Here is a 21,773-nt window from a genome sequence, read left to right on the forward strand (position 1 = left end):
TCTTTTATTCTTTTAACAAACAAAGGTTCTTTCGCAATTTCTCAAAAAACGCAAAAGAACCTTTTTCAAAACCCTGTTTAAGCATTCATAAAATCCAGAATAGACATCTGATTGGAAATTGGCATATCCTCCAGAATTCCCAGATCTGCCATAACCTCTACAACTGTACCACTGACTTTACAGCGCTGTTTAAAATCATCCCTAGAAAGGAATTTTCCCTGCTTTACTGCTTCTACAATAGCCTCTGCCGCTTTGTCTCCTAACCCATCAATGGTACTAAAGGATGGCATAAGCTTTCCATCAATAATCTGGAACAGATGGGCCTTCGCTGTATACAAGTTAATTGGCATAAAATCAAACCCTCTGGCATACATTTCCTGAACAATTCGCATGTCTTTTAAAGTATCCTGTTCCTTTTTTGTCAGTTCGCTGGAACGTTTTTTATAGTCTGCAATATAAAATTCCAGACGCTCTCTTCCAAGACACATCAGTTCATAGTTAAATGCCGAAGCACGAATACTAAAAAAAGCACAATAATAAGCTAACGGATAGTACACTTTAAAATAAGCAATACGAAACGCCATCATGACATAAGCAGCTGCATGAGCTTTCGGGAACATATACTTAATTTTCTTACAGGATTCGATATACCACTCTGGCACGCCTGCCTCTATCATAGCAGACTCCATATCTGGTGTCAGGCCTTTTCCCTTACGGACACTTTCCATAATCTTAAATGCAAGGCCATTTTCCACACCAGTATGAATCAAGTAAGTCATAATGTCATCACGAGTACAGATAGCAGTAGAAAGTGTACAATCCCCTTTTGCAATATAGTACTGGGCATTATTTAACCATACATCCGTTCCATGAGAAAGTCCCGAAATTCGCACCAGATCAGAAAATGTCTTCGGCTTTGTATCACGAAGCATCTGCATAACGAAATCCGTACCAAACTCTGGTATTCCCAATGAGCCAAGATCACAGCCACCAAGATCTTCTTTGGTAATATTCAAGGCACTTAAATTTTCAAACAGCGATAATACTTTTTCATCATCCAATCGAATGGTCTGTGCATTAAGCCCAGTCAGATCCTCTAACAAACGTATCATCGTCGGATCGTCGTGTCCCAGTATATCAAGCTTTAATAAGTTATGGTCAATGGAATGGTAATCAAAATGGGTTGTAACCGTCTTAGTAGTCATATCATTGGCTGGTCTTTGTACTGGTGTAAATGAATAAATTTCTTCTCCTAATGGAAGAACAACAATACCACCTGGATGCTGTCCCGTAGTTCTTCTTACTCCAACGCAGCCTTGTGCAATTCTTTCTACTTCAGAACGCCGTTTATGAACTTCATGTTCTTCATTGTATTTTAACACAAATCCATATGCCGTCTTTTCAGCAAGAGTACCAATCGTTCCTGCACGGAAAGTCTGTCCCTTTCCGAAAATAACTTCCGTATAATCATGGGCTTTTGCCTGATATTCTCCTGAGAAGTTAAGGTCTATATCCGGTTCTTTATCTCCATAGAATCCAAGGAATGTTTCAAATGGAATTTCATGTCCATCCTTACTTAAAGGTTTTCCACAAACCGGGCATGCCTTATCTGGCATATCACATCCTGATTTTCCTGCAAATGCTCTTACTTCTTCAGAATCAAAATCCGAATAAAAGCAATTGGTACAGTAATAGTGAGCTGGCAATGGATTAACTTCTGTAATACCAGACATAGTTGCAACAAAAGATGAGCCAACCGAACCTCTGGAACCAACTAGATATCCATCTTCGTTGGATTTCCAGACTAGTTTCTGGGCAATGATATACATAACGGCAAATCCATTACCAATGATAGAAGTCAGCTCTTTTTCCAGACGCTCTGATACCTGTACTGGAAGATCCTTTCCATACATGGAAGTAGCCTTGCTGTAACAGATATCACGAAGCTGCTGGTCAGAATTTTCAATAACTGGCGGACATTTATCTGGTCTTACAGGTGAAATCCTTTCAATCATATCTGCAATCTTATTGGTATTGTCAATTACTATTTCTTCAGCCTTTTCACGTCCTAAATACATAAACTCTTCCACCATTTCCTCCGTGGTACGAAGGTAAAGAGGCGGCTGGCTGTCTGCATCTTTAAACCCTTTTCCTGCCATGATAATCCGGCGGAACACCTCATCTTCCGGATCAAGGAAATGTACATCACAGGTACCTACAACAAGTTTGTTATATTCTTCGCCTAAAGCAATAATCCGCTTATTAAGAACAATCAGATCTTCCTTTGACTTTATATCAAACTTGTCATCCTCTATCATAAACTGGTTATTTCCAAGTGGCTGGATTTCGAAATAATCATAAAATCTGGCAAGCCGGTCAATCTCTTCTTGTGGCCGCTCTCTTAAAATCGCCTGATACAATTCACCTGCTTCACAAGCACTTCCAAGAAGCAGGCCTTCTCGATTCTTCTGAAGGAGACTCTTTGGAATTCTCGGTCTTCTCTGATAATAATCTATATGGGACATTGACACCATTTTATATAAATTCACACGGCCTGTATCATTTTTGGCAAGAATAATGGCATGATATGTCGGAAGCTTCTTAATCATTTCTGGTGTCATAACATTTAACGCTTCCAGTTCTTCTAATGTGTGAATTCCTTTTTCTTCCAGCATTTCAATAAACTTCACAAAGATTTCAGCAGTTGCCCCTGCATCATCAACTGCACGATGATGATTTTCCAGAGAAATGCCTAATTCTTTTGCCACTACATTTAATTTAAAACGGCTAAGATGTGGCAATAACAGTCTTGCAATTCCTACTGTATCCACCACAGTAAAATCTGTTTCTATTCCAAGAAATTCTGCCTTCTTATTAAGAAATCCAACATCAAAAGAAGCATTATGAGCAACTAATATAGCGTCTTTACAAAACGCAAGAAACTCTGGCAGAATCACATCTATCTTTGGTGAATCCATAACCATTTCATCTGTAATGCCAGTAAGCTGGGTAATGTGATACGGAATCGGTACATCTGGATTAATAAATGTACTGTATTTGTCCACTATCTGCCCATTTACCACTTTCACGGCACCAATTTCAATAATCTGGTCATTGACTGGTCCAAACCCTGTTGTTTCTATATCAAATACTACACAGGTATCATAAATTGCCTGTCCTTTGATATTCTCGCAGATTTCTTTTAAATCATCTACCAGATAAGCTTCCATACCGTAGATAATCTTAAAATCGTCTCCTTTTTGGATACAATGGTTCGCCTCTGGAAAGGACTGAACTACGCCATGATCGGTAATAGCAATAGCAGGATGTCCCCATCTCATGGCTCTTTTTACCAGATCTTTTACGTCTACAACCGCATCCATATCGCTCATTAACGTATGTGCATGAAGTTCCACACGCTTTCGAGGACTCTCATCTTTTCTTGTTACTGTAAAGTCTTCTATGGCTTTTACTCCCACAATTGAGCTGATCGAAATTTCCTTGTCGTACCGGTCAAGAAGTGCCATTCCTTTCAATTTCAGAAAGCTGCCCTTTTTAATCTTTCCAGTCACATCAGGTACCTGCTCATTTTTCAAAAATATCTTACAGGTAATGGTATCGGTAAAATCCGTCAATCCAAAAATCAGAAGCGTCTTCTCATTTCGCAGTTCTCTTGGTTCTACAAAAATTACTTTGCCTCGTACAACAACTTCTCCAATTTCATCCTGAATATCGTTTATTTCAAGAACATCACCGTCAAAATTGCGTCCATAGATAACAAAAGGATCTTCTGGTAATTTTGGGTGTTTGGGACGGTAACTGTATTCCTGTTTCTTCGTTTCTTCTCTCTTTGGTGTTTCTTCCTTTTTGACAGGTTCTTCTTTTTTTATTGAAGCCGGCCGAGCCATTACGTACTCTTTTTCTTTCACCTCTTTTTTCTTTGGTTCCACATATTCAAAAATTACACCAACAGAAAAAGAAAAGCGTTCACGATAAATTTCATCCAGCTTTTCTTTTATATATGCAGCACGTTTTTTCACCATAAATGTATCATCAACCGTAAGTTTTACAGCCTCTGGAATAAAAGTCATTTTCGCTTCTTTTACAATATTGTAATCTAGAATGCTTTCTTCCTTAAGCTCTGCTAATATACTGTCAAAATACATTGGCATTATTTTTTCTGGAGTATACTGCTTAGAAAGCTGATAAGATTCGATAATCCGAATATTTCGCACCGCATCTCCTAATATCTGCTTTCTAAGTTCGTATTCCACTTTTCTTCTTACCTGATAAGTCAGGATATGGTCACTTTCAACAAATACCCTGACGGAACATGTGGATTTGCTCATTAAGATTCTCTTGACTTGGACAGTCTTAAATACCTCTTTTATGTCATCTTTTACATCTAGCTGGTCAAAAGCTTCAAAAAAAAGCATACTTTCCACCCTCTCTAATCCTTCCAATGATCTAATTCCCATTTTAATGTGTCTAACAATTCCCCTTCAGGAACTTTTTTTATAATTTCACCCTTTTTGATCAGAAGTCCTTCGTTCACACCGCCTGCAACACCTATATCTGCTTCTTTGGCTTCTCCTGGCCCATTCACTGCACAGCCCATTACAGCCACCTTTATATCCAGATCATAATTGGCGGCCATAGATTCCACCTGATTAGCAAGCTGGATTAAGTCAATTCTTGTTCTGCCACAGGTAGGGCAGGACACAACCTCAATACCGCCTTTGCGTAATCCTAAAGTCTTTAAAATTAATTTTGCTGATTTAATTTCTTCTAACGGATCTCCTGTCAGTGATACCCGGATCGTATTGCCAATTCCCTGTGAAAGAATTGCACCAAGTCCTACTGCTGATTTGATGTTGCCTGAATAAACGGTTCCTGACTCCGTAATTCCTACATGTAAAGGATAATCTGTTTCCTTAACAAGCAGTTCATGTGCCTCTATGCACATACGGACATCAGACGACTTGATACTGATAACCAGATTATCATAACCCATATCTTCTATGATTTTCACTTTACCTAAAGCACTTTCTACAATTCCTTTTGCTGTTACGCCACCGTATTTTTCAATGAGATTCTTCTCTAAAGAACCACTATTTACACCAACACGAATCGGAATATTTCTAGACTTGGCAACATCAACCACAGCCTGGATTTTTTCTGCTGAACCAATGTTTCCAGGATTAATACGTATCTTATCTGCACCATTTTCCATAGCTAGTATTGCTAAACGGTAATCAAAATGAATATCTGCTACTAATGGAATGGAAATTTGTCTTTTTATCTCCTTTAATGCATACGCCGCCTGTTCCGTTGGAACTGCACAACGGATAATATCACAGCCTGCTTCTTCAAGTCTTTTTATCTGTTCTACAGTGTTCCCTACATCCTCTGTCTTAGTATTGGTCATAGACTGAATCAAAACAGGATTCTTCCCACCAATTGCTCGATTTCCTATTACAGCCACTTTCGTATTCTCTCGAATCATGTCATTCTCCAATCTTATCTATGAAATAATTTTGCAAAATCATTAAACATAATAAAGAACATAAATCCCATTAAAATAATAAGTCCAATTAAATGAACCATGCCTTCTTTTTCTCTATTAATAGGCTTACCCCGAACTGCCTCAATGAAAAGAAATACTAACCTTCCCCCATCTAACGCTGGAAGTGGAAGCAGATTCATAACACCTAAGTTGGCACTAAGGAAGATCGTAACGTAAAGCATATTCAAAATAACCTGCATAACCCCTTCTGATCTGCTTTCCTTATAAGTATCTCCAATCATATCAACAATTCCAACTGGACCTGATATCTCATCCTTGCTTACCTGGCCCGTAATCATTTTTCCTACACTCTTAATTGTAATTTCAATCCAAAGCTTCACCTCATAAGCACTGTATTTGATTACATTTAAAGGTCCAATTCCAACTCTTCCATATGCAACATCAAATGGCAAAGTAATCTTGCCTTCTTTATTTTTATAGTAAGGTGATTTTACCGTTACGATTTTTCCATTACGGTCTACTTTTGCTGTAAAACTATCACCTGGGCATCCTTCAAAAGCAAGATAATAACCTACTTCTCTAGAAACACGGATTTTACTTCCGTTAATTTCTTTCAAAACATCTCCCACTTGGATTCCTTCACCTTCCGTATAGAAATCCTTTGCTACTACATCCACTGTTGGCTTATCATAACCAACTTTTCCGATAATAAACAAAGCACATGCAAAAGCAAGCAGGAAATTAAAGAATGGACCTGCAAAAATAACGGATATTCTTGCCCATACCCCTTTATTGTTAAATGCATTTACATCTGGCACATCTTCATCTTCTCCAAGCATCATGCAGGAACCGCCAAGTGGAAGCAGTTTTAATGAATACTTGGTGTGTTCCTTCCAGTCTGCACGGTTAAGACAGGTGTCTGTGGATGCAAAAAACTTAATAGACAGTCCGTTATCCCCTTTTACAATAGTAAACAGACGTGGTCCCATTCCCACCGAAAATTCAGTTACCGTTACGCCATTTTTCCTGGCTAATGAAAAGTGTCCCAGTTCGTGAATAATAATAATCACACTAAACACTATCAAAGCGATTATAATTTGCATACTATTCCTCTTCCCTTTTCCATTTTTCTTCTAAATTATGATATGTCTCCTGTTCTGCTTCAAGTATCTGTTCCACACTAGGATTCTCAATAAATCTGTGCTTCTCCATAGCATATTCGATACTATCTACGATTTCCAGATAAGAAATCTTTTTCTTCAAGAACATGGAAACAGCAAGTTCATTGGCTGCATTGTACACAGTCGGAATACTTCCCCCTTGTTTTCCAGCTTCATAAGCAAGATGAAGACCACGAAAGGTGTCCATATCAGGCTCTTCAAATGTTATCTGGGAAAGCTTATAGAAATCAAGCCTTTCCCCTGGAAGTGTTCTTCTTTCTGGATAGTACAATGCGTATTGTATTGGCAGTCTCATATCTGGTGTACCAAGCTGCGCCATCACTCCTCCATCTTCAAACTCCACCATAGAGTGTACGATACTCTGCGGCTGTACCACAACCTGAATCTGAGAATAATCCACATCAAACAGCCATTTTGCTTCCATTACTTCAAGTCCCTTATTTACCATTGTAGAAGAATCAATGGTTATCTTCTGTCCCATAGACCAGTTAGGATGCTTTAGTGCATCTTCTGCCTGGATATTTTTAAGCTCATCTCTTGTTCTTCCCCTGAAAGGGCCACCCGACGCAGTGAGCAGAATCTTTGCAATTTTATTCTGCCTTTCTCCTTGTAAACACTGAAAAATAGCAGAATGCTCACTATCTACTGGCAGTAATGACACACCATATTCCTTTGCCAGAGGAATAATAAGATGACCTGCTGTTACTAAAGTTTCTTTATTGGCTAACGCAATATCTTTTCCCGCTTTAATAGCTTCAATTACAGGCCTGATCCCAATCATGCCTACCACAGCTGTAAGAACGGTGGAAACTTCTTTTTCTGCCGCACAGGCAATGAGCCCATCCATACCACTTAATACTTTTACATTAAGATGTTTTACTTTCTCTTTTAGTTCTTTTGCCTTATCTTCCTTCCAGACTGAAACTACATTAGGACGAAACTCCAGGATCTGCTGTTCGAGCAGCTCTATATTACTTCCTGCTGCAAGTGAAACTGCTTCCAGATCGCTATTATTTCGAACCACATCCAAAGTTTGTGTTCCTATAGAACCAGTTGAACCTAAAATTGCTATCTTTTTCATTTTGAATCTCCGTTTTGCCTACTATAAATCTAAATAAATAATACTACTAATAAATATACAACTGGTGCTGTAAATAAAATACTATCAAATCGATCTAATATGCCGCCATGACCTGGGATCAGTTTTCCGTAATCCTTTATGTCATGATTTCTCTTAATCGCCGATGCGGCCAAATCTCCAAATTGTGCGATTACAGAACCACAGCAGCCAATTACAGCAAATAGAATGTGGGGATTCGTAAAATCCATCATAAGTTTTTCTTTTAGGACTGCTGCATATAAAAGGCCTAACAGCCCCGCACCAATCACACCACCAGCACAGCCTTCTATCGTCTTTTTAGGACTAAGCTTTGAAGGAAGCTTGTGTTTTCCAATCAGCATTCCTACACAATATGCACAGGTGTCCGATCCCCAGGCGGCAATAAATATTAGCCATACCGTATAAGTTCCTGAAGCCTGCATACGGACCTGATAAATATAAGACAGCAGCACAGTCACATAAATAAATCCGAAAAAAACCAGACTAATTTGTTCTGTTACATATTTAGGATAGAACATAACATACAATGCTAATACTGTAATCAGAAAAACAGCACTATAAATCATAATATAATCGCTTAACTGGAACCATAACAGAATTTCATAACCTGCACTGGCACAATATCCAATCATGGCAAGTGGCGACTTTTCCAGTTTCACTGTTTTGTAAAGTTCATACTGCCCGATTAAGGAAATTGCCGTAATAAAAAGAAGCAAAACATTTCCCCCTGTGATAATGGCAGCAAGAATAACTGCTAATAATACAACCCCGCTGATTAATCTAGTTACAAACATGCAAACCTCCTAAACTCCGCCAAATCGCCTATCCCTTTTATTATAAAAAGCGACTGCTTTTTCTAGTTCTTTTTTATCAAAATCAGGCCAAAGAACATCCGTAAAATAAAACTCTGCATAAGCCAGCTGCCACAACATATAATTAGAAAGCCTCTGTTCACCACTTGTACGAATCATCAGATCTGGATCCGGAATATCACAGGTATCTAATTCATCAGATATAATCGTTTCATTAATTTCTTCTGACCGTAAAGTTCCATTCTCAATCTTTTGGGCAATTTTCTTCACAGCCCGGGTAATTTCATCTCGGCTTCCATAATTTAATGCTACTTGGAAATTCAGCCCCTGATTGTTCTTTGACTCTTCCTCTAATTGAGTTATTACTTTTATAATATCTTCGTTTAGACAGCTTCTATCACCAATAATACGGACGCGCATATCATTCTTTCTGCTGATTTCCAAACAGTTTTTTAAATAATCCCGAAACAGTTTCATAATAGCATCAATTTCATCTTCAGGCCTTTTCCAGTTTTCTGTGGAAAAGGCATACACTGTAAGATATTTTATTCCCATTCTCCATGCATTTTCACAAACTTGTTCCACTGCCTTAGCACCCTGTGCATGTCCATATTTTCTAGGCATCCGCCGTTTCTTTGCCCACCTGCCGTTACCATCTAAGATGACAGCAACATGCTGTGGAATTTTCAGTTCATCCATTCTTTACCTCCAGCATTTGCTTTACAAGAATCCACTTTGTCCCATAAAGTAAAATAAAGACGCATTTTGTTACCAAAACACGTCCTTTGCTTTTCGACAGTTGCGTGACAGCTTCTCAAAACGTGACTGCAACTGTGCGAATACGAAAACAGTCCTACTGCATTATACAGTAAGAATTTCATCAGATTTTGCTTCGATAGCTTTATCAACTTGGTCTACATATTTATCTGTTAATTTCTGTACTTTATCTTCATAAGACTTGCATTCATCATCTGTAATCTCATTTGCCTTGTTTGCTTTCTTGAAAGAATCATTCGCATCTCGACGTACATTACGTAGTGCAACTTTTGCATTCTCTCCTTTTTTCTTAACATCCTTTACTAATTCTTTTCTTCTTTCCTCTGTCAATTCAGGGAAAACAAGACGAACCGCTTTCCCATCATTGCTTGGAGTCAAGCCAATATCAGAAGCAAGAATTGCTTTTTCAATGTCTTTAATAAGGCTTGCTTCCCAAGGCTGAATCTGAATCACACGTGGCTCTGGAACAGTAATATTTGCAACAGACTGAAGTCCTGAAGGCTGTCCATAATAATCCACTTTTAGTTTATCTAAAATATGAGGGTTTGCTCTTCCTGCACGAATTGTAGCAAACTCATCATTTAATGCCTGTAATGTTTTTTTCATTTTTCCTTCATATTGTTCTAATTTTGCATCCATTTTCTAATTCCTCCTGAAACTAAACGGTTACTTTCGTCCCGTTGAATGTACCATATAAGGTATTTACGATACTATCTTTATCATTTAAAGCAAACACTAATAATGGAACTTTATTTTCCATGCACATAATGGTTGCAGTTAAATCAATCACCTGAAGTTTTTTATCCAGCACTTCCTGAATCGTTACTTCATCATAGCGTTTTGCATTGGCATTAACCTTTGGATCACTATCATATACGCCATCAATAGCTTTTGCAAGCAGTATTGCATCTGCTTCTATCTCAATCGCACGAAGCGCTGCTCCTGTATCAGTTGAGAAATATGGATGTCCTGTTCCTCCAGCAAAGAAAACTGCTTTTCCGCATTTAAATGCTTCATTCACTGCATCTTTTGAAAACAGTTTTGTCATACTGCCACATGCAAAAGGTGTAAAAATCTCTGTCTCTAACCCTACAGAACGTAAAATCTCAGATGTATAAATACAGTTCATTACTGTTGCAAGCATACCTATCTGATCTGCTTTTGTTCTATCAATTGTTTCACTGGTTCTTCCTCTCCAGAAGTTTCCCCCTCCAATTACAATCCCGACTTCCATTCCTTTGTCTACAACTGCTTTCACCTGTTTTGCTGCTTCTACACATGTAGCTTCGTCAAAACCATGCCTTTTTTCACCAGCTAAAGCTTCTCCACTGAGTTTTAATAGTACTCTTTTATAGTCTGCCATTTTCAAAACTCCTTAACTTACTTTTATTTATTTTTCTTAGAGAAGTGTTTTTCACTCCTCAAATACATCGATTATGCGCTTACAGTGCACAAATTCAATCAACTAGTTTTGCCTGTTCTCCACCTTTACATGTTGAACTAAAGGAGTATCCTCATCTATTGCCAAAATAGAAACATCACTCTTCTTAAGTTTTCTCAATAATTCCGGTAACATCTGCGCGGTTTTATCTTTATCTGCAGCATCATGCATCAACACTACGGATGTATTATGTATCTCTACATCTTTTAATACATTATTGATCATTTGCTTCTTTGTCAAGTTTTTTCCGCTTGCATCACCGCTCATCGCATTCCAGTCGAAGTAGACAGAACCCCGCTTAATAAGTCCCTGTGCTAAGGATTTCATAGAAACTTTGCTTATTGTATTGCTAGTTCCCCCCGGAAAACGATAATATACTGGTTTTACGCCAGTTGTCTCATACAATAATTTCTTTATTTTTCTATAATCCTCAAAAAATGCCTTTTTAGATTTGTATATTACTGAATAATCATGAGAATAAGAATGCATTGCCAAAGTATGTCCCTCATCTACAATCCGTTTATACATGGATAATGAAAAGTCATCCTCTTTGCCTACTACAAAGAAAGTTGCAGATACCTTATGTCTTTTTAGTATATCCAGAATTTTCTCAGTATTTTTGCTTGGACCATCATCAAAAGTCAAATATACCTTTTTCCGATTGTCGCTTTCCGAATGCCTGTCATTCTTGTCCTTCTTATTCTTCTTATTCTCTTGAGAATTCCCTTGTGTCTCATCTAACTTGGCATTTTCCACTTCATTCTCTGGCCCCTGCACCATAACCACAGTATCCTCTGATCCCTGTATCCTATGATTCCAGCAGATTACCACGATAAAGCAGATATTCAGTATGAAGAAAAATCCTCCCAAAACAGCCCATCTCTTAATAGTCCTAATCTTATCCTTATTGTCACTTTGTGAAAAACTGCAGCCACTTCCGATGATTTCCTTAGTCATATCCTTTGACTTTTTCATAAAACCATCCTTCCTTCACACTACTAAAACATTCTATCATACTTTTATTTATTTTCCAAATAAATTATGATTATTTTCTTAAAAATACTTTTCCCATATTGCATTCCGAAATCATTTTGCTATAATGAAAAACGAAATTGAAAGTAGGAGCGTAAGTATATGAAACAAAACATAAATTTTAAAAAAATATTCAGGAATGACATATTCCAATATGCCATTCTTTCGTTTGTAATTAATATAATACTTGAAATGATGAACCGCCGTTCAGTTTTTAAAAGTTTTCAGTTTTTATTCCACTCTCCAATTGTATTTATGTATAACACAATTATTGTATTTATCACGTTGTCACTTGGTTTGCTGGTAAAAAGACGAATTTTTGCAACTACCGTTATTTTTTTAATCTGGATGATTCTTGGTGTTACAAACTGGATCATTTTAGGTTTCCGTTCTACGCCGTTTTCTGCAATTGATACGATTATGATAAAAAATGCGCTGGAACTATTTAATTTATACTTTACTCCAATCGAAGTTATTCTTCTTGTAATTGGATTTGTACTTGCTGTTTTTGCACTAGTCATGCTATGGCGTAAAGCTCCTGTACTGGAGAAGAGAAAAAACTTTGTTCAATATATATGCATGATTGTAATTGTATGTGCAGCAGAACTGCTTTTTACCCGCATTAATATTAATATGAAACTATTAAGCTCTAATTTTGAGAATTTATCCTATGCATATAAAAATTACGGTTTTGTATACTGTTTTACCAACAGCCTTGTAGACGTTGGTATTTCCAAGCCATCCAACTATAGCCAGAAAACAGTAAATGAAATTACAGAACCAATGATTACAGGAAAGCTGGAAACTCCTGCCGCCAAACGTCCAAACAAGCAGACAGCACCTAATGTAATCTTTATCCAACTGGAATCTTTCTTTGATGTAAACTATGTAAATGATGTTACATTTTCAGAAAATCCAATTCCATACTTTACGAATTTAAAAAAGCATTATACAAGTGGTTTCCTTAATGTTCCTTCTGTGGGTGCTGGTACAGCTAACACCGAATTTGAAGTATTAACAGGTATGAGTACTAGCTTTTTTGGAGCTGGCGAATATCCCTTCAAAACAATCCTTACCAAAAAGACCTGCGAAAGCATGGCTTACCTTTTTGATTCACAGGGGTATCAGTCACATGCCATTCACAACAATGACGGAACATTTTACAGCCGAAACCAGGTATACGCCAATCTAGGCTTCGACTCCTTTACTCCAATTGAATATATGTATGACGTAGAGAAAAATCCTAGGGGCTGGGCTAAGGATAAGGGCTTACCCGATGAAATCTTTAAGTGTATCGATTCCACAAAAGAAAGTGATTTTGTCTTTACTGTAAGTGTACAAGGACACGGACGTTATCCTTCTGAACAGATTGATCCTTCCCAAACCATCACAATAAGCGGCAATGACTATAAAAAAATATCTTTTGAATACTATGTAAACCAGATTCACGAAATGGACCAAATGATTGGAAATCTGGTAGATCAGCTTCAGGAAAGTGACGAACCTACTGTTTTAGTTTTGTATGGGGATCATCTTCCTACATTAGGCTTATCCGAGTCCCGCTTAAAAAATGCAAGCATGTATCAGACTGAATATGTAATCTGGGATAACATCGGACTCAAACAGCAAGATGAGGATCTCTATTCTTATCAGCTAAGCACAAAAGTATTCCAGGCATTAAAGCAGCCTCTTGGCATCATGCAGGAATACCACGTTAATTACTCCAAGGAAGACAGCGAAAAATATCAAAAAGATATGGAACTGTTAGAATATGATTTACTATATGGCAATCAGTACACTTATTCCAATGGACTCACCGCTTATGAGCCTGCAAAAATGCAGATGGGAATCGACAAGATCAGCCTTGCTTCTATAAAAAAGGATACGTTGGCAGAAAAGACCTATATAATTACTGGCAAAAACCTGAACGAATACAGTACAATCTATGTCAATAACAAACAGATTGCAACAGAATTTATTGATAGCCATCATTTAAAAATAACAGACATTGCACTGGAAAACGGGGATAGAGTAACCTCAGCCCAAGTAGGCGATGACCATATGGCATTAGGATTTTCAAATGAATTATTAATTCAGCCTTAACTAAAAAGACAGCATCCTGCATATAGGATGCTGTCTTTTTAGTGCATAACCCGATTCATTCTGCTTTTCACTTCTTCATCCTGAGTTAAGTCATACACCATCAGATAACACTCTGCTGCCTCTTTGCAATGTCCTTTTTTCTCTTCACTCTTTCCAACTTCATATATCAGTCCTAATGTATTAGAAGGTGCTGAAACAGGAATTTTCAAATTACTGATTCGGCTCTGCAGCTGATGCACATCATAATCCGGATGCTTCTTGCCAAGCGCTTCTTCCATATACGCTATTTCATTATCGGCATTTTCCGTCTGAAAAAACATATTACTGTACTCATACAAAACAAACGCAATATCGGGCTGATAAGTTTCTACATAATAGAATCCAATATTGCGGTAAAACCGTGCCATTGTAGCCCTAGTGCACAGATAAGGATATAACGTCAATGTTTCCTTTAAAACAACGTCATAACAGCCTTTCTTTTTGTCCAGTTCCAGCTTTGCAAATCTAGCATCTAAGTCAACAGGATTCCATCTGATTGCATTTAAATAAGCTTTGTAAGCCTCGTCTGTCTCTTCTTTCTCTTCATAAGATATGCCAAGTTCTAAATACCAGCGATTCATAGGTTCATCGGATAACTGAAACTCTCCATCTTTTTCATAAAACTGATACAAGTACAGCTCAGAGATATGATTAAAACTATAAAACCTTCCATCTTGATATTTTTTTTCTAACTCTTCCAAGTGTTCTTTTAACTGCTTCACTGCAACTCCCTCCATACTCCTCACTGCCATAACCAACATGTATAAAATATCCAAGTAACGGAAAATTTAAATTATCAATATCAGACATGTTTACGTAAAATTCCATTTTGCGTCAAACTAATGCACGATACACACTTTTTAGTTTGACACGATTGTAAGCTCCTGTCAAGAAGTCCAGCTGGCTATTTTTCTAGCATATTCTTTTTTCTATTTTCCTCTTTTTTATTATTTGCCTGCTGCACTAATCTTTTTACCACTTTATTCCTTTGCATCTTCCTTGTTCTCTTCTTTCCTCTCTATTGTCAATGTCTCTCCGAATAATTCCTTCTTTTTTTTCCGAATCATATGAATACCAGCTAAAACAATCAGAGCTCCAAATAGGAATCTTGTAGCCGCCTCTTCTATATACCAGAAATATCCATACCTGTCACCTAAAAAAATGAAGCATGCTTTCCAGACAACATATCCACCTAGTACAATTACCAAAGCTGCCACAATGATTGTGTTTGACTTAATGTAATTTGCTACTTTAGAAAAAACAACCTGATTTGTGCCAAACATATATTCATCCTCTACCTGCTCTATCTCTTCCTGTGTCAAAGCTAAAAGATTCAGAGCATGGAAGAAGCTATAAAACCAGACAACTATCCCTATAAATGATAATGCACCTATATTTAACAGGGATGTTACAAAACATACCATTCCAAATATACTCATTAAACTTAATCCCATTTTCATAAATCCCATGTACATTTCTAACGCACCTGGGATAAACGAAAAGAAAAAGGACCAGAATTTATTCTTCTTCATTTTTTTCATATTTTTGCTCCTCCTTTATTAAAACCAGATTAGATAACTGCGTCAGACTCTCCGCTATATTTGAAGACATTTGCCTTAACTTACATGCTACGGCATTCGCATGGCAACTAACACTTTCTACACTTTGTGGCTTCTTCCTAAGCTCCACTGGCACAAAAATCAGTACAAGAATAGCCGCTGCAGTTGCAAGGGCCACCTGAAAGGAATACCTGAAAAAGTATCTTTTAAGGGCGCGTTCTCTATCTTTGTCACTTTTTACTCTCACCTTATGAAGAATTTCCTGCTTTAAATAAAACGGTGCCTGAACCATATGTTTCTCCTCAACATCTGCTATCAGCTGCATCAAATCTTCCTCATTTAAATATCGTTTATCTTTCATAAATTGTCACGCTCCTCTCGAAACACCTTTCTCAACATACTTCTAGCACGGTAGATCTGTGTCTGAATGGTCTTTACATTTTTCTCTTTCATATTTGCAATTTCTTGCACCTTTTTTTCTTCATAAAAATACATTCTTGCAATCTCATCATAGGGCGGCTTTAGTCGTTTACATTCCTGTAAAAAACGATTGCAGGCCTCCTTTTCTATGTATGACGTTTCAGGTGTATCCGTCCTAGTTTCCTCTAATGCCACATCTTCACATAGTATATTCCGCCTGCTAGCCTGCTTTTGATAATCAATACACTTATTGCTAGCGATTCTGCATATCCAGGCCTTTTCATTCCCTCCTTGAAACGATTCTGCATGTTCAAAGGCAGATAAAAATGTCTCCTGCGTTAAGTCCTCTGCTATAAAGTAATCATTTGTAAGCTTATAACAAATTGAAAAGATTAGATTCTGATAATTATCTATCAGTTCTTCTAGATACTTTTCAGATTTAATTTTACCCACCTCCTAATGTCAATTGAATGCACTCATATATTATAACGAACTACCATTCCATTTTTCTTCAGCTTTTTATAAAAACTTATAGCATTTCGAGGCTTTTTTATAAAAAACGAAGTACAGCAGAATCTTTACAACGAAAAAAGGAAAGTATCGGATTATGAATACTCTCCTTTTTTCTTGCCTGACAGGAAGCTAATGTTCTTTAAATCAGCTTACCAAATTCCTGCATTGGCATTGGTTTATAAAAATAATACCCCTGTGCGAAGTCACAATTCTCATTGGTTATGTATTTTACCTGTTCCAGCGTCTCAATTCCCTCACAAACAATAGAAAAATCAAGACTTTTTGTCAAGTTTACAATAGCCGATATGATGGTTCTGTTTCGTTCATCCAAAGGTGTGTTCATAAAAAATTTCCCATCAATTTTTATAATGTCCAATGGAAGATTTGACATGATATTCAATGTTGAATATCCCGTTCCAAAATCATCCATAGAAATCTGAAAGCCCATCTCCCGTATTTTGGATATCATGCTAATCATACGATCTACTTTATCAAAAAATACACTCTCTGTCACTTCCACCTCAATCAGCTTATGAGGAAGTCCATAAGAATCTACAAGGGATTCAAAAAATGCTGGGAATTCATCATCTAACAAATGCAGCCTGGACACATTAATTGAAATGACAGGTACTGTTTTCCCTTCATCCAGCCACTCTCTCATCTGCTTGAATAAAACATTGTAAACTTCATGATCAATTTCAATGACCATTCCATTTTTTTCTGCAAGAGGAATAAATCTTCCTGGCGGAACTACCGAACCATCTGGCTTCACCCAGCGGACCAGTGCTTCTCCTCCTCCAATTTTTTTCGTATCCAAAGAGACCTTAGGCTGAATATACACCTGAAACTGGCCAGTTTTCAATGCCTCGATTATATCACGTTCTAACTGGATTTCTTCCATCTCCTGACGTTCATATTCTTTCGTATAAATAAAGAACGTATGATCCCCATTAAACATCTGATATGCTTTTTTTCTAGCTTTATTCGCTTTATCAAGAATAGCACTTAAAGAGTAATCTTCTGCCGTAACCTCATACATTCCACAGATGCAATACATATTCATGGCAGGATAGATGGTACGAAGGAAAATTTCTGTTGTCCTGCACATCAGATACGTCCGCTCCTTCAGATGATACAGATCTTTGCTCTCAACCATTATGATAAAGTCATCCCCCTTGATCCTGCAGATCAGCTCCTGCTCAGATAATACATCTATAAACCGGTTGGCAAGCAGTTTAATAACCATATCCCCAATTTCAAACCCAAACTCATCATTTATTCTCGCAAAATCCTTAATGCCAAAATACAGCATGGAATAGCTTCTCTCTGTATTCGATAATTTTTTTATAGCTTCCGCATAAAACTTATCATAAGATAACGTTCCTGTCAGCTGATCCGTCGAACGGACACGTTCTAAAAATGCTGTTACGTCTGTCCAGCAAAGCAGATACTGCCTATTCCTGTTTTCCTTATTTACAACCGACACACTAACCGTAAACCATGTATCAAATTCTTCACTATACAATTCCGTAGCAAAATGCTGTTTATCTGCTGCCAGACCTGCAATTGGACAATTAGAACATGGCTGTTTCTGATTCATGACTGCTTCATAGCATTTCTTTCCAACTGCAATACTTGGAAACAGTTCATTCGCATAACGGCTTACATATCGCAATTCATAAGAATCAGAGTCAATTACATAAAAAGTAAGTTTTTGACTGTCCAGAGCATATCCTGTATAAAGCAATTCATCCGCCACTTCTGTTTTTGTATTTAACTTTAAGAGATAACTGGATATCATTTTAGAAATACACGACAATGTAGATATCTGGCTTGGAGTCCAGCATCCTTCTCTAGAAGATATTTCTTCCTCACTTTCTGTGTTCTCATCCAATAACTTTTCAAATGTAATTACACCAAGCAGTTCTTCTCCATCTAAAATAGGATATTGAACAAACTGTCTTCTTTCTATCTCTTCGCCTTGCAGATTCTCCTTATCTTTTTCATTTAATTTATTACTTACATAGAACTTTGCACTATAAAACCGTTCTTCAACATTTCTCCAGCTATTAGTAAAATACCCCTCTATTCTCTGTTTAGGAGTATTTATATTTTCTTCTTTTGTCCATAACTTTGTAACTTTAGCTTTTTTATTGGCATATTCCACAATGGAAACCCGAAATAAATCATAATAAATTCCAACTTCCATCATAATATTGTAAATAGCTTCACCAATGTCATCTGCTGTACTAATTGTTTCGAAAGAATAATCGAATAATTTTGTCTCTACATCTTCCATGTTCTTAAAAATGATTTCATTCATTGCTTCTGGTCTTTCACCATTAGAATTTCGCATTTTATATTTACATTTCTTGTCGTACGCACAAAATCCATTTTTCCCTTTCTGCTTCACCCGGTACAATGCCAGATCTGCACTTCGGAACAGTGCATCATAGCTTTGCGCATCCCTCGGAAAAACAGACATTCCCACACTTAACGTAATCGTCTGGTGATTTTCCAGATATATCTTGCTTCCATTGGTTATGATCTTCTGTGCAATTCTTCTGCCTTCCGCATAAGATTTAATATTCGGAACAAAAACAAGAAATTCATCTCCACCAATACGTCCAACTATATCATTCGTTGTAAATGCCCCAAGAATCCTGTTGGCAAACTGCACCAGAAGGTTGTCCCCACACAAATGCCCCCATGTATCATTTACCTGTTTAAAATTATCTATGTCTATTAAATAAAATCCATGCATTATATTTTCACCATCATACCGGTTTAAATACTCTTCAATTAATGCTCTGGTATGTACCTTATTATTCAGTTTCGTCAAGCTGTCCAGATTTGCTTTCCTCTCCAGATCCTCTTTTTCTTTCTTTTCCTTTGTTACATCAATCGTCTTTCCAACAACTTTAATAGGCTTACCATATTCATCATAATAGGTAGAACCAGTATAACGTAACCAGGTAAATGTTGCATCATCTGTTACCGCCCGCAAATCATACTGGAAGTTTGGTACCCCATTATCCATACTGTTGCAGTATGCCTTAAACACATCTACATCTTCTGGATGAATGATTCCCCATCCCAAAACGGTATCCCTGTAATTTGGTATATCTAAATTATTATGTTCCCATATACCATGCAGTTTCTTACTCTGGTTTAAACATTTTGTTTCAATGTCATATTCCCATAATCCACAATCTGTGCAATCAGCCAAAATTGAATATTTAATTTTACTTAGGTCAAGTTCATGTTCTAACTCCTGAATTCGCTTCTGCAAACGTAATTCTTTTTCCGAATCTCGCATCTTCTATTCCCCCTACGTAAATATTGGCATGCTTTTATCTATATAGATTTTATTATACGATAAAATTTGAACAAATGAAACAACTTTATATCAATTCATTAAACATATTTGTACGATTTATACATTTGGCAGCTTGAGATCTCATAAGGCTGACAAATAATTTCATTGTCAGCCTTATTTTTACTTTTATTGTTTTAACATTTTTTTTATAACTTCTTTATTGCAGAATCCTACAGACTGCTCTTTTACAATTCCATCCTTTAAATAAATCAATGTGGGAAGGCTCATAATCTGAAACGCCTCAGCCAATTCTGGCTCTGATTCCACATTTATGCGGCACACTTTCAATCCATTGTGCTCCTTGCTGATTTCCTGTATAATAGGAGCCAGCATTTTACAAGGCATACACCAATTCGCAAAAAAATCAATTAACACTGGTGTAGAAGAACCTAAAACTTCCTTTTCAAAATTCGTTTTCTTAACATCTATTATCGCCATCTGAATCGCCTCCTATACAGTATATGGAGTTATCCTCATGTAGCGACAGTTTTTCATTGGGAATCTAGGAAAAAATCTTCCCGTTATGATAGGATTCATCCCCCAGCTCTTCAAGAAGTTTACTTCTCATCCTTCGTTTATCACCTGTTTTTTCAAGGTACTCTGTAAAGTACAGCATTATGTTCTCACATGATTTCAATCCCTTTTTATAATACTGCGAAAACACATACCAGTCTTCTACTGTATAAGCATAGGTATTATTATTGATAAATAAAGGAGCCGTCTCGTTGTAACCGGTAAACCATTTCTCTAGTCTGGTCCAGATCCTTTCTTTCCTGCCTTTTTTATCTTCTAAAGCCCAAATAACAGCTCTCACAAACCATAAAATTCTTTGAATCCGCAACTTCGACTGCTTCACACCAATATAGGTAGTATTGTATGCATCCGCTAATAAGGTGGCAATTACATTACGTTCTTCTTTATTTATCTTTATCAGGCTTCTTTGATCCAGTTCTGTAGGAAGCCTATGAAGACGTTCATAGCAGCAATACACTTCCATAGCCCCCTCTAATGCAAAATGTTTCTCATTTCGAATATGAGGATTGGCCCAAGCAGACTCTTCGTATACAAATGGATGGCAATGCACATCTGACTGGTAATGACATATAAATCCAGCAATATATGCATATGCAATCCTTTGTTTTTTCTTGGGCATAATCTCCGCACGTTTCAGCATATGTTCAAAAAAACGCTGTGTAAAGTTCTCATGCAGCAAATTCCCTGGCTTTTTTTCTTTCCTCCTTATATCTGGAAAATAATAAAAAAATATATCTGGTCCAATTGCACCAAGTGCATATGCTTTCCGATGTTCCTTTATAATAGATTTCAGAAAATTATTCTTTAACTTTTTATAATTATCCACACAAAATGCGTAATGAGTAAAAAAAGCGGGCATAAACAAACCTCCTAGTATAATAATGATGTAGTCAATTAAGACTACTTAGTTAATAAGTTTCTATAAATCTGATAACGGAAGAAGGTGTTCTCCCTTCATCAGATGTTATCATAAATAATTATCATGTCTGACGGTTCCTGATAGACACCAGATAAAACATAAGGTATTATCTCTTAGGATAGGACAAATAATGTTTTCCTCCTTGGGATGCTGAAATATCAGCGGATACCTACAATTAAGTCAATTAGTCCATTCGACAGGATTTTATGTTTTAGCTAGTTGGGAGCCAAAAGGCAATACCCGAATAACGCGCTAGGTTGTGTACCTGCCAGATTGGAAATGGATTCCTGTCAGAAAGGAGCTCTTGCTCATGTCAAATAATGTTATTTTTAATCTTGATGAATTATTTATCTCTGTTGGTATTGATGTTGGTGCTGACTTCTCCTGGATGTCTATTGCACTTCCAAACCAGCAATT

Annotated in this window: 17 protein-coding genes; 1 reads left to right on the top strand and 16 read right to left on the bottom strand. The window is 37.0% G+C overall.

Annotated elements, in window-relative coordinates; all coding sequences use genetic code 11:
• Window positions 1-77 precede the first annotated feature (77 nt).
• From BMY85_RS05865 to BMY85_RS05905, 9 genes are all read right to left on the bottom strand, one after another.
• On the bottom strand, window positions 78-4,436 hold the full coding sequence (locus BMY85_RS05865) for a PolC-type DNA polymerase III (protein ID WP_092477356.1): 4,359 nt from the start codon (window positions 4,434-4,436) through the stop codon (window positions 78-80).
• 14 nt (window positions 4,437-4,450) lie between these two features.
• Entirely contained in the window at window positions 4,451-5,506 is a 1,056-nt protein-coding gene (ispG, locus tag BMY85_RS05870) for a flavodoxin-dependent (E)-4-hydroxy-3-methylbut-2-enyl-diphosphate synthase (RefSeq protein ID WP_092477334.1), read from the bottom strand.
• 14 nt (window positions 5,507-5,520) lie between these two features.
• Window positions 5,521-6,630: an RIP metalloprotease RseP gene (rseP, locus tag BMY85_RS05875; RefSeq protein ID WP_092477335.1), complete on the bottom strand. Its 1,110-nt coding sequence runs from the start codon at window positions 6,628-6,630 to the stop codon at window positions 5,521-5,523.
• Between the two features lies 1 nt (window position 6,631).
• On the bottom strand, window positions 6,632-7,789 hold the full coding sequence (dxr, locus tag BMY85_RS05880; protein ID WP_092477336.1) for a 1-deoxy-D-xylulose-5-phosphate reductoisomerase: 1,158 nt from the start codon (window positions 7,787-7,789) through the stop codon (window positions 6,632-6,634).
• Between the two features lie 29 nt (window positions 7,790-7,818).
• Entirely contained in the window at window positions 7,819-8,622 is an 804-nt protein-coding gene (locus BMY85_RS05885; protein ID WP_092477337.1) for a phosphatidate cytidylyltransferase, read from the bottom strand.
• Window positions 8,623-8,631: 9 nt separating this feature from the next.
• Complete coding sequence (locus tag BMY85_RS05890; protein ID WP_092477357.1) at window positions 8,632-9,330, bottom strand: isoprenyl transferase; 699 nt, start codon at window positions 9,328-9,330, stop codon at window positions 8,632-8,634.
• A 171-nt stretch (window positions 9,331-9,501) separates the two neighbouring features.
• The gene (frr, locus tag BMY85_RS05895; RefSeq protein ID WP_092477338.1) at window positions 9,502-10,056 is read right to left on the bottom strand and encodes a ribosome recycling factor; all 555 of its coding nucleotides are present in this window, start codon (window positions 10,054-10,056) and stop codon (window positions 9,502-9,504) included.
• 19 nt (window positions 10,057-10,075) lie between these two features.
• On the bottom strand, window positions 10,076-10,780 hold the full coding sequence (gene pyrH / locus BMY85_RS05900) for a UMP kinase (protein WP_092477339.1): 705 nt from the start codon (window positions 10,778-10,780) through the stop codon (window positions 10,076-10,078).
• Window positions 10,781-10,882: 102 nt separating this feature from the next.
• Window positions 10,883-11,833: a polysaccharide deacetylase family protein gene (locus BMY85_RS05905; RefSeq protein WP_092477340.1), complete on the bottom strand. Its 951-nt coding sequence runs from the start codon at window positions 11,831-11,833 to the stop codon at window positions 10,883-10,885.
• A 159-nt stretch (window positions 11,834-11,992) separates the two neighbouring features.
• Here BMY85_RS05905 and BMY85_RS05910 point away from each other — a divergent pair, with 159 nt between their 5' ends.
• Window positions 11,993-13,993, top strand: coding sequence for an LTA synthase family protein (locus tag BMY85_RS05910; protein ID WP_092477341.1), 2,001 nt, complete (start codon window positions 11,993-11,995; stop codon window positions 13,991-13,993).
• A 38-nt stretch (window positions 13,994-14,031) separates the two neighbouring features.
• Here the strand turns inward: BMY85_RS05910 and BMY85_RS05915 are convergent, their stop codons facing one another.
• From BMY85_RS05915 to BMY85_RS05945, 7 genes are all read right to left on the bottom strand, one after another.
• Complete coding sequence (locus tag BMY85_RS05915; protein ID WP_207646533.1) at window positions 14,032-14,769, bottom strand: tetratricopeptide repeat protein; 738 nt, start codon at window positions 14,767-14,769, stop codon at window positions 14,032-14,034.
• A gap of 243 nt (window positions 14,770-15,012) precedes the next feature.
• Window positions 15,013-15,573, bottom strand: coding sequence for a hypothetical protein (locus BMY85_RS05920; protein ID WP_092477343.1), 561 nt, complete (start codon window positions 15,571-15,573; stop codon window positions 15,013-15,015).
• Entirely contained in the window at window positions 15,551-15,952 is a 402-nt protein-coding gene (locus BMY85_RS05925) for a hypothetical protein (protein WP_092477344.1), read from the bottom strand. The genes BMY85_RS05920 and BMY85_RS05925 overlap by 23 nt, the downstream gene beginning before the upstream one ends.
• On the bottom strand, window positions 15,949-16,464 hold the full coding sequence (locus tag BMY85_RS05930) for an RNA polymerase sigma factor (RefSeq protein ID WP_092477345.1): 516 nt from the start codon (window positions 16,462-16,464) through the stop codon (window positions 15,949-15,951). The genes BMY85_RS05925 and BMY85_RS05930 overlap by 4 nt, the downstream gene beginning before the upstream one ends.
• Before the next feature lie 199 nt (window positions 16,465-16,663).
• Complete coding sequence (locus BMY85_RS05935; RefSeq protein ID WP_092477346.1) at window positions 16,664-19,843, bottom strand: bifunctional diguanylate cyclase/phosphodiesterase; 3,180 nt, start codon at window positions 19,841-19,843, stop codon at window positions 16,664-16,666.
• 186 nt (window positions 19,844-20,029) lie between these two features.
• A complete protein-coding gene (trxA, locus tag BMY85_RS05940) occupies window positions 20,030-20,341 on the bottom strand; it encodes a thioredoxin (protein WP_092477347.1) in 312 nt (103 codons plus the stop codon).
• Window positions 20,342-20,405: 64 nt separating this feature from the next.
• Entirely contained in the window at window positions 20,406-21,296 is an 891-nt protein-coding gene (locus BMY85_RS05945; protein WP_092477348.1) for a zinc dependent phospholipase C family protein, read from the bottom strand.
• Window positions 21,297-21,773: the final 477 nt, after the last annotated feature.

The sequence above is a fragment of the [Clostridium] polysaccharolyticum genome (assembly GCF_900111595.1).
Classification (GTDB): domain Bacteria; phylum Bacillota; class Clostridia; order Lachnospirales; family Lachnospiraceae; genus Clostridium_AI; species Clostridium_AI polysaccharolyticum.

Excerpts from the sequence above, each read along its gene's own strand:
- BMY85_RS05865 (WP_092477356.1), bottom strand. The coding sequence starts at position 4,436 with ATGCTTTTTTTTGAAGCTTTTGACCAGCTAGATGTAAAAGATGACATA.
- ispG (WP_092477334.1), bottom strand. The coding sequence starts at position 5,506 with ATGATTCGAGAGAATACGAAAGTGGCTGTAATAGGAAATCGAGCAATT.
- rseP (WP_092477335.1), bottom strand. The coding sequence starts at position 6,630 with ATGCAAATTATAATCGCTTTGATAGTGTTTAGTGTGATTATTATTATT.
- dxr (WP_092477336.1), bottom strand. The coding sequence starts at position 7,789 with ATGAAAAAGATAGCAATTTTAGGTTCAACTGGTTCTATAGGAACACAA.
- BMY85_RS05885 (WP_092477337.1), bottom strand. The coding sequence starts at position 8,622 with ATGTTTGTAACTAGATTAATCAGCGGGGTTGTATTATTAGCAGTTATT.
- frr (WP_092477338.1), bottom strand. The coding sequence starts at position 10,056 with ATGGATGCAAAATTAGAACAATATGAAGGAAAAATGAAAAAAACATTA.
- pyrH (WP_092477339.1), bottom strand. The coding sequence starts at position 10,780 with ATGGCAGACTATAAAAGAGTACTATTAAAACTCAGTGGAGAAGCTTTA.
- BMY85_RS05905 (WP_092477340.1), bottom strand. The coding sequence starts at position 11,833 with ATGAAAAAGTCAAAGGATATGACTAAGGAAATCATCGGAAGTGGCTGC.
- BMY85_RS05910 (WP_092477341.1), top strand. The coding sequence starts at position 11,993 with ATGAAACAAAACATAAATTTTAAAAAAATATTCAGGAATGACATATTC.
- BMY85_RS05915 (WP_207646533.1), bottom strand. The coding sequence starts at position 14,769 with ATGGAGGGAGTTGCAGTGAAGCAGTTAAAAGAACACTTGGAAGAGTTA.
- BMY85_RS05920 (WP_092477343.1), bottom strand. The coding sequence starts at position 15,573 with ATGAAAAAAATGAAGAAGAATAAATTCTGGTCCTTTTTCTTTTCGTTT.
- BMY85_RS05925 (WP_092477344.1), bottom strand. The coding sequence starts at position 15,952 with ATGAAAGATAAACGATATTTAAATGAGGAAGATTTGATGCAGCTGATA.
- BMY85_RS05935 (WP_092477346.1), bottom strand. The coding sequence starts at position 19,843 with ATGCGAGATTCGGAAAAAGAATTACGTTTGCAGAAGCGAATTCAGGAG.
- trxA (WP_092477347.1), bottom strand. The coding sequence starts at position 20,341 with ATGGCGATAATAGATGTTAAGAAAACGAATTTTGAAAAGGAAGTTTTA.
- BMY85_RS05945 (WP_092477348.1), bottom strand. The coding sequence starts at position 21,296 with ATGCCCGCTTTTTTTACTCATTACGCATTTTGTGTGGATAATTATAAA.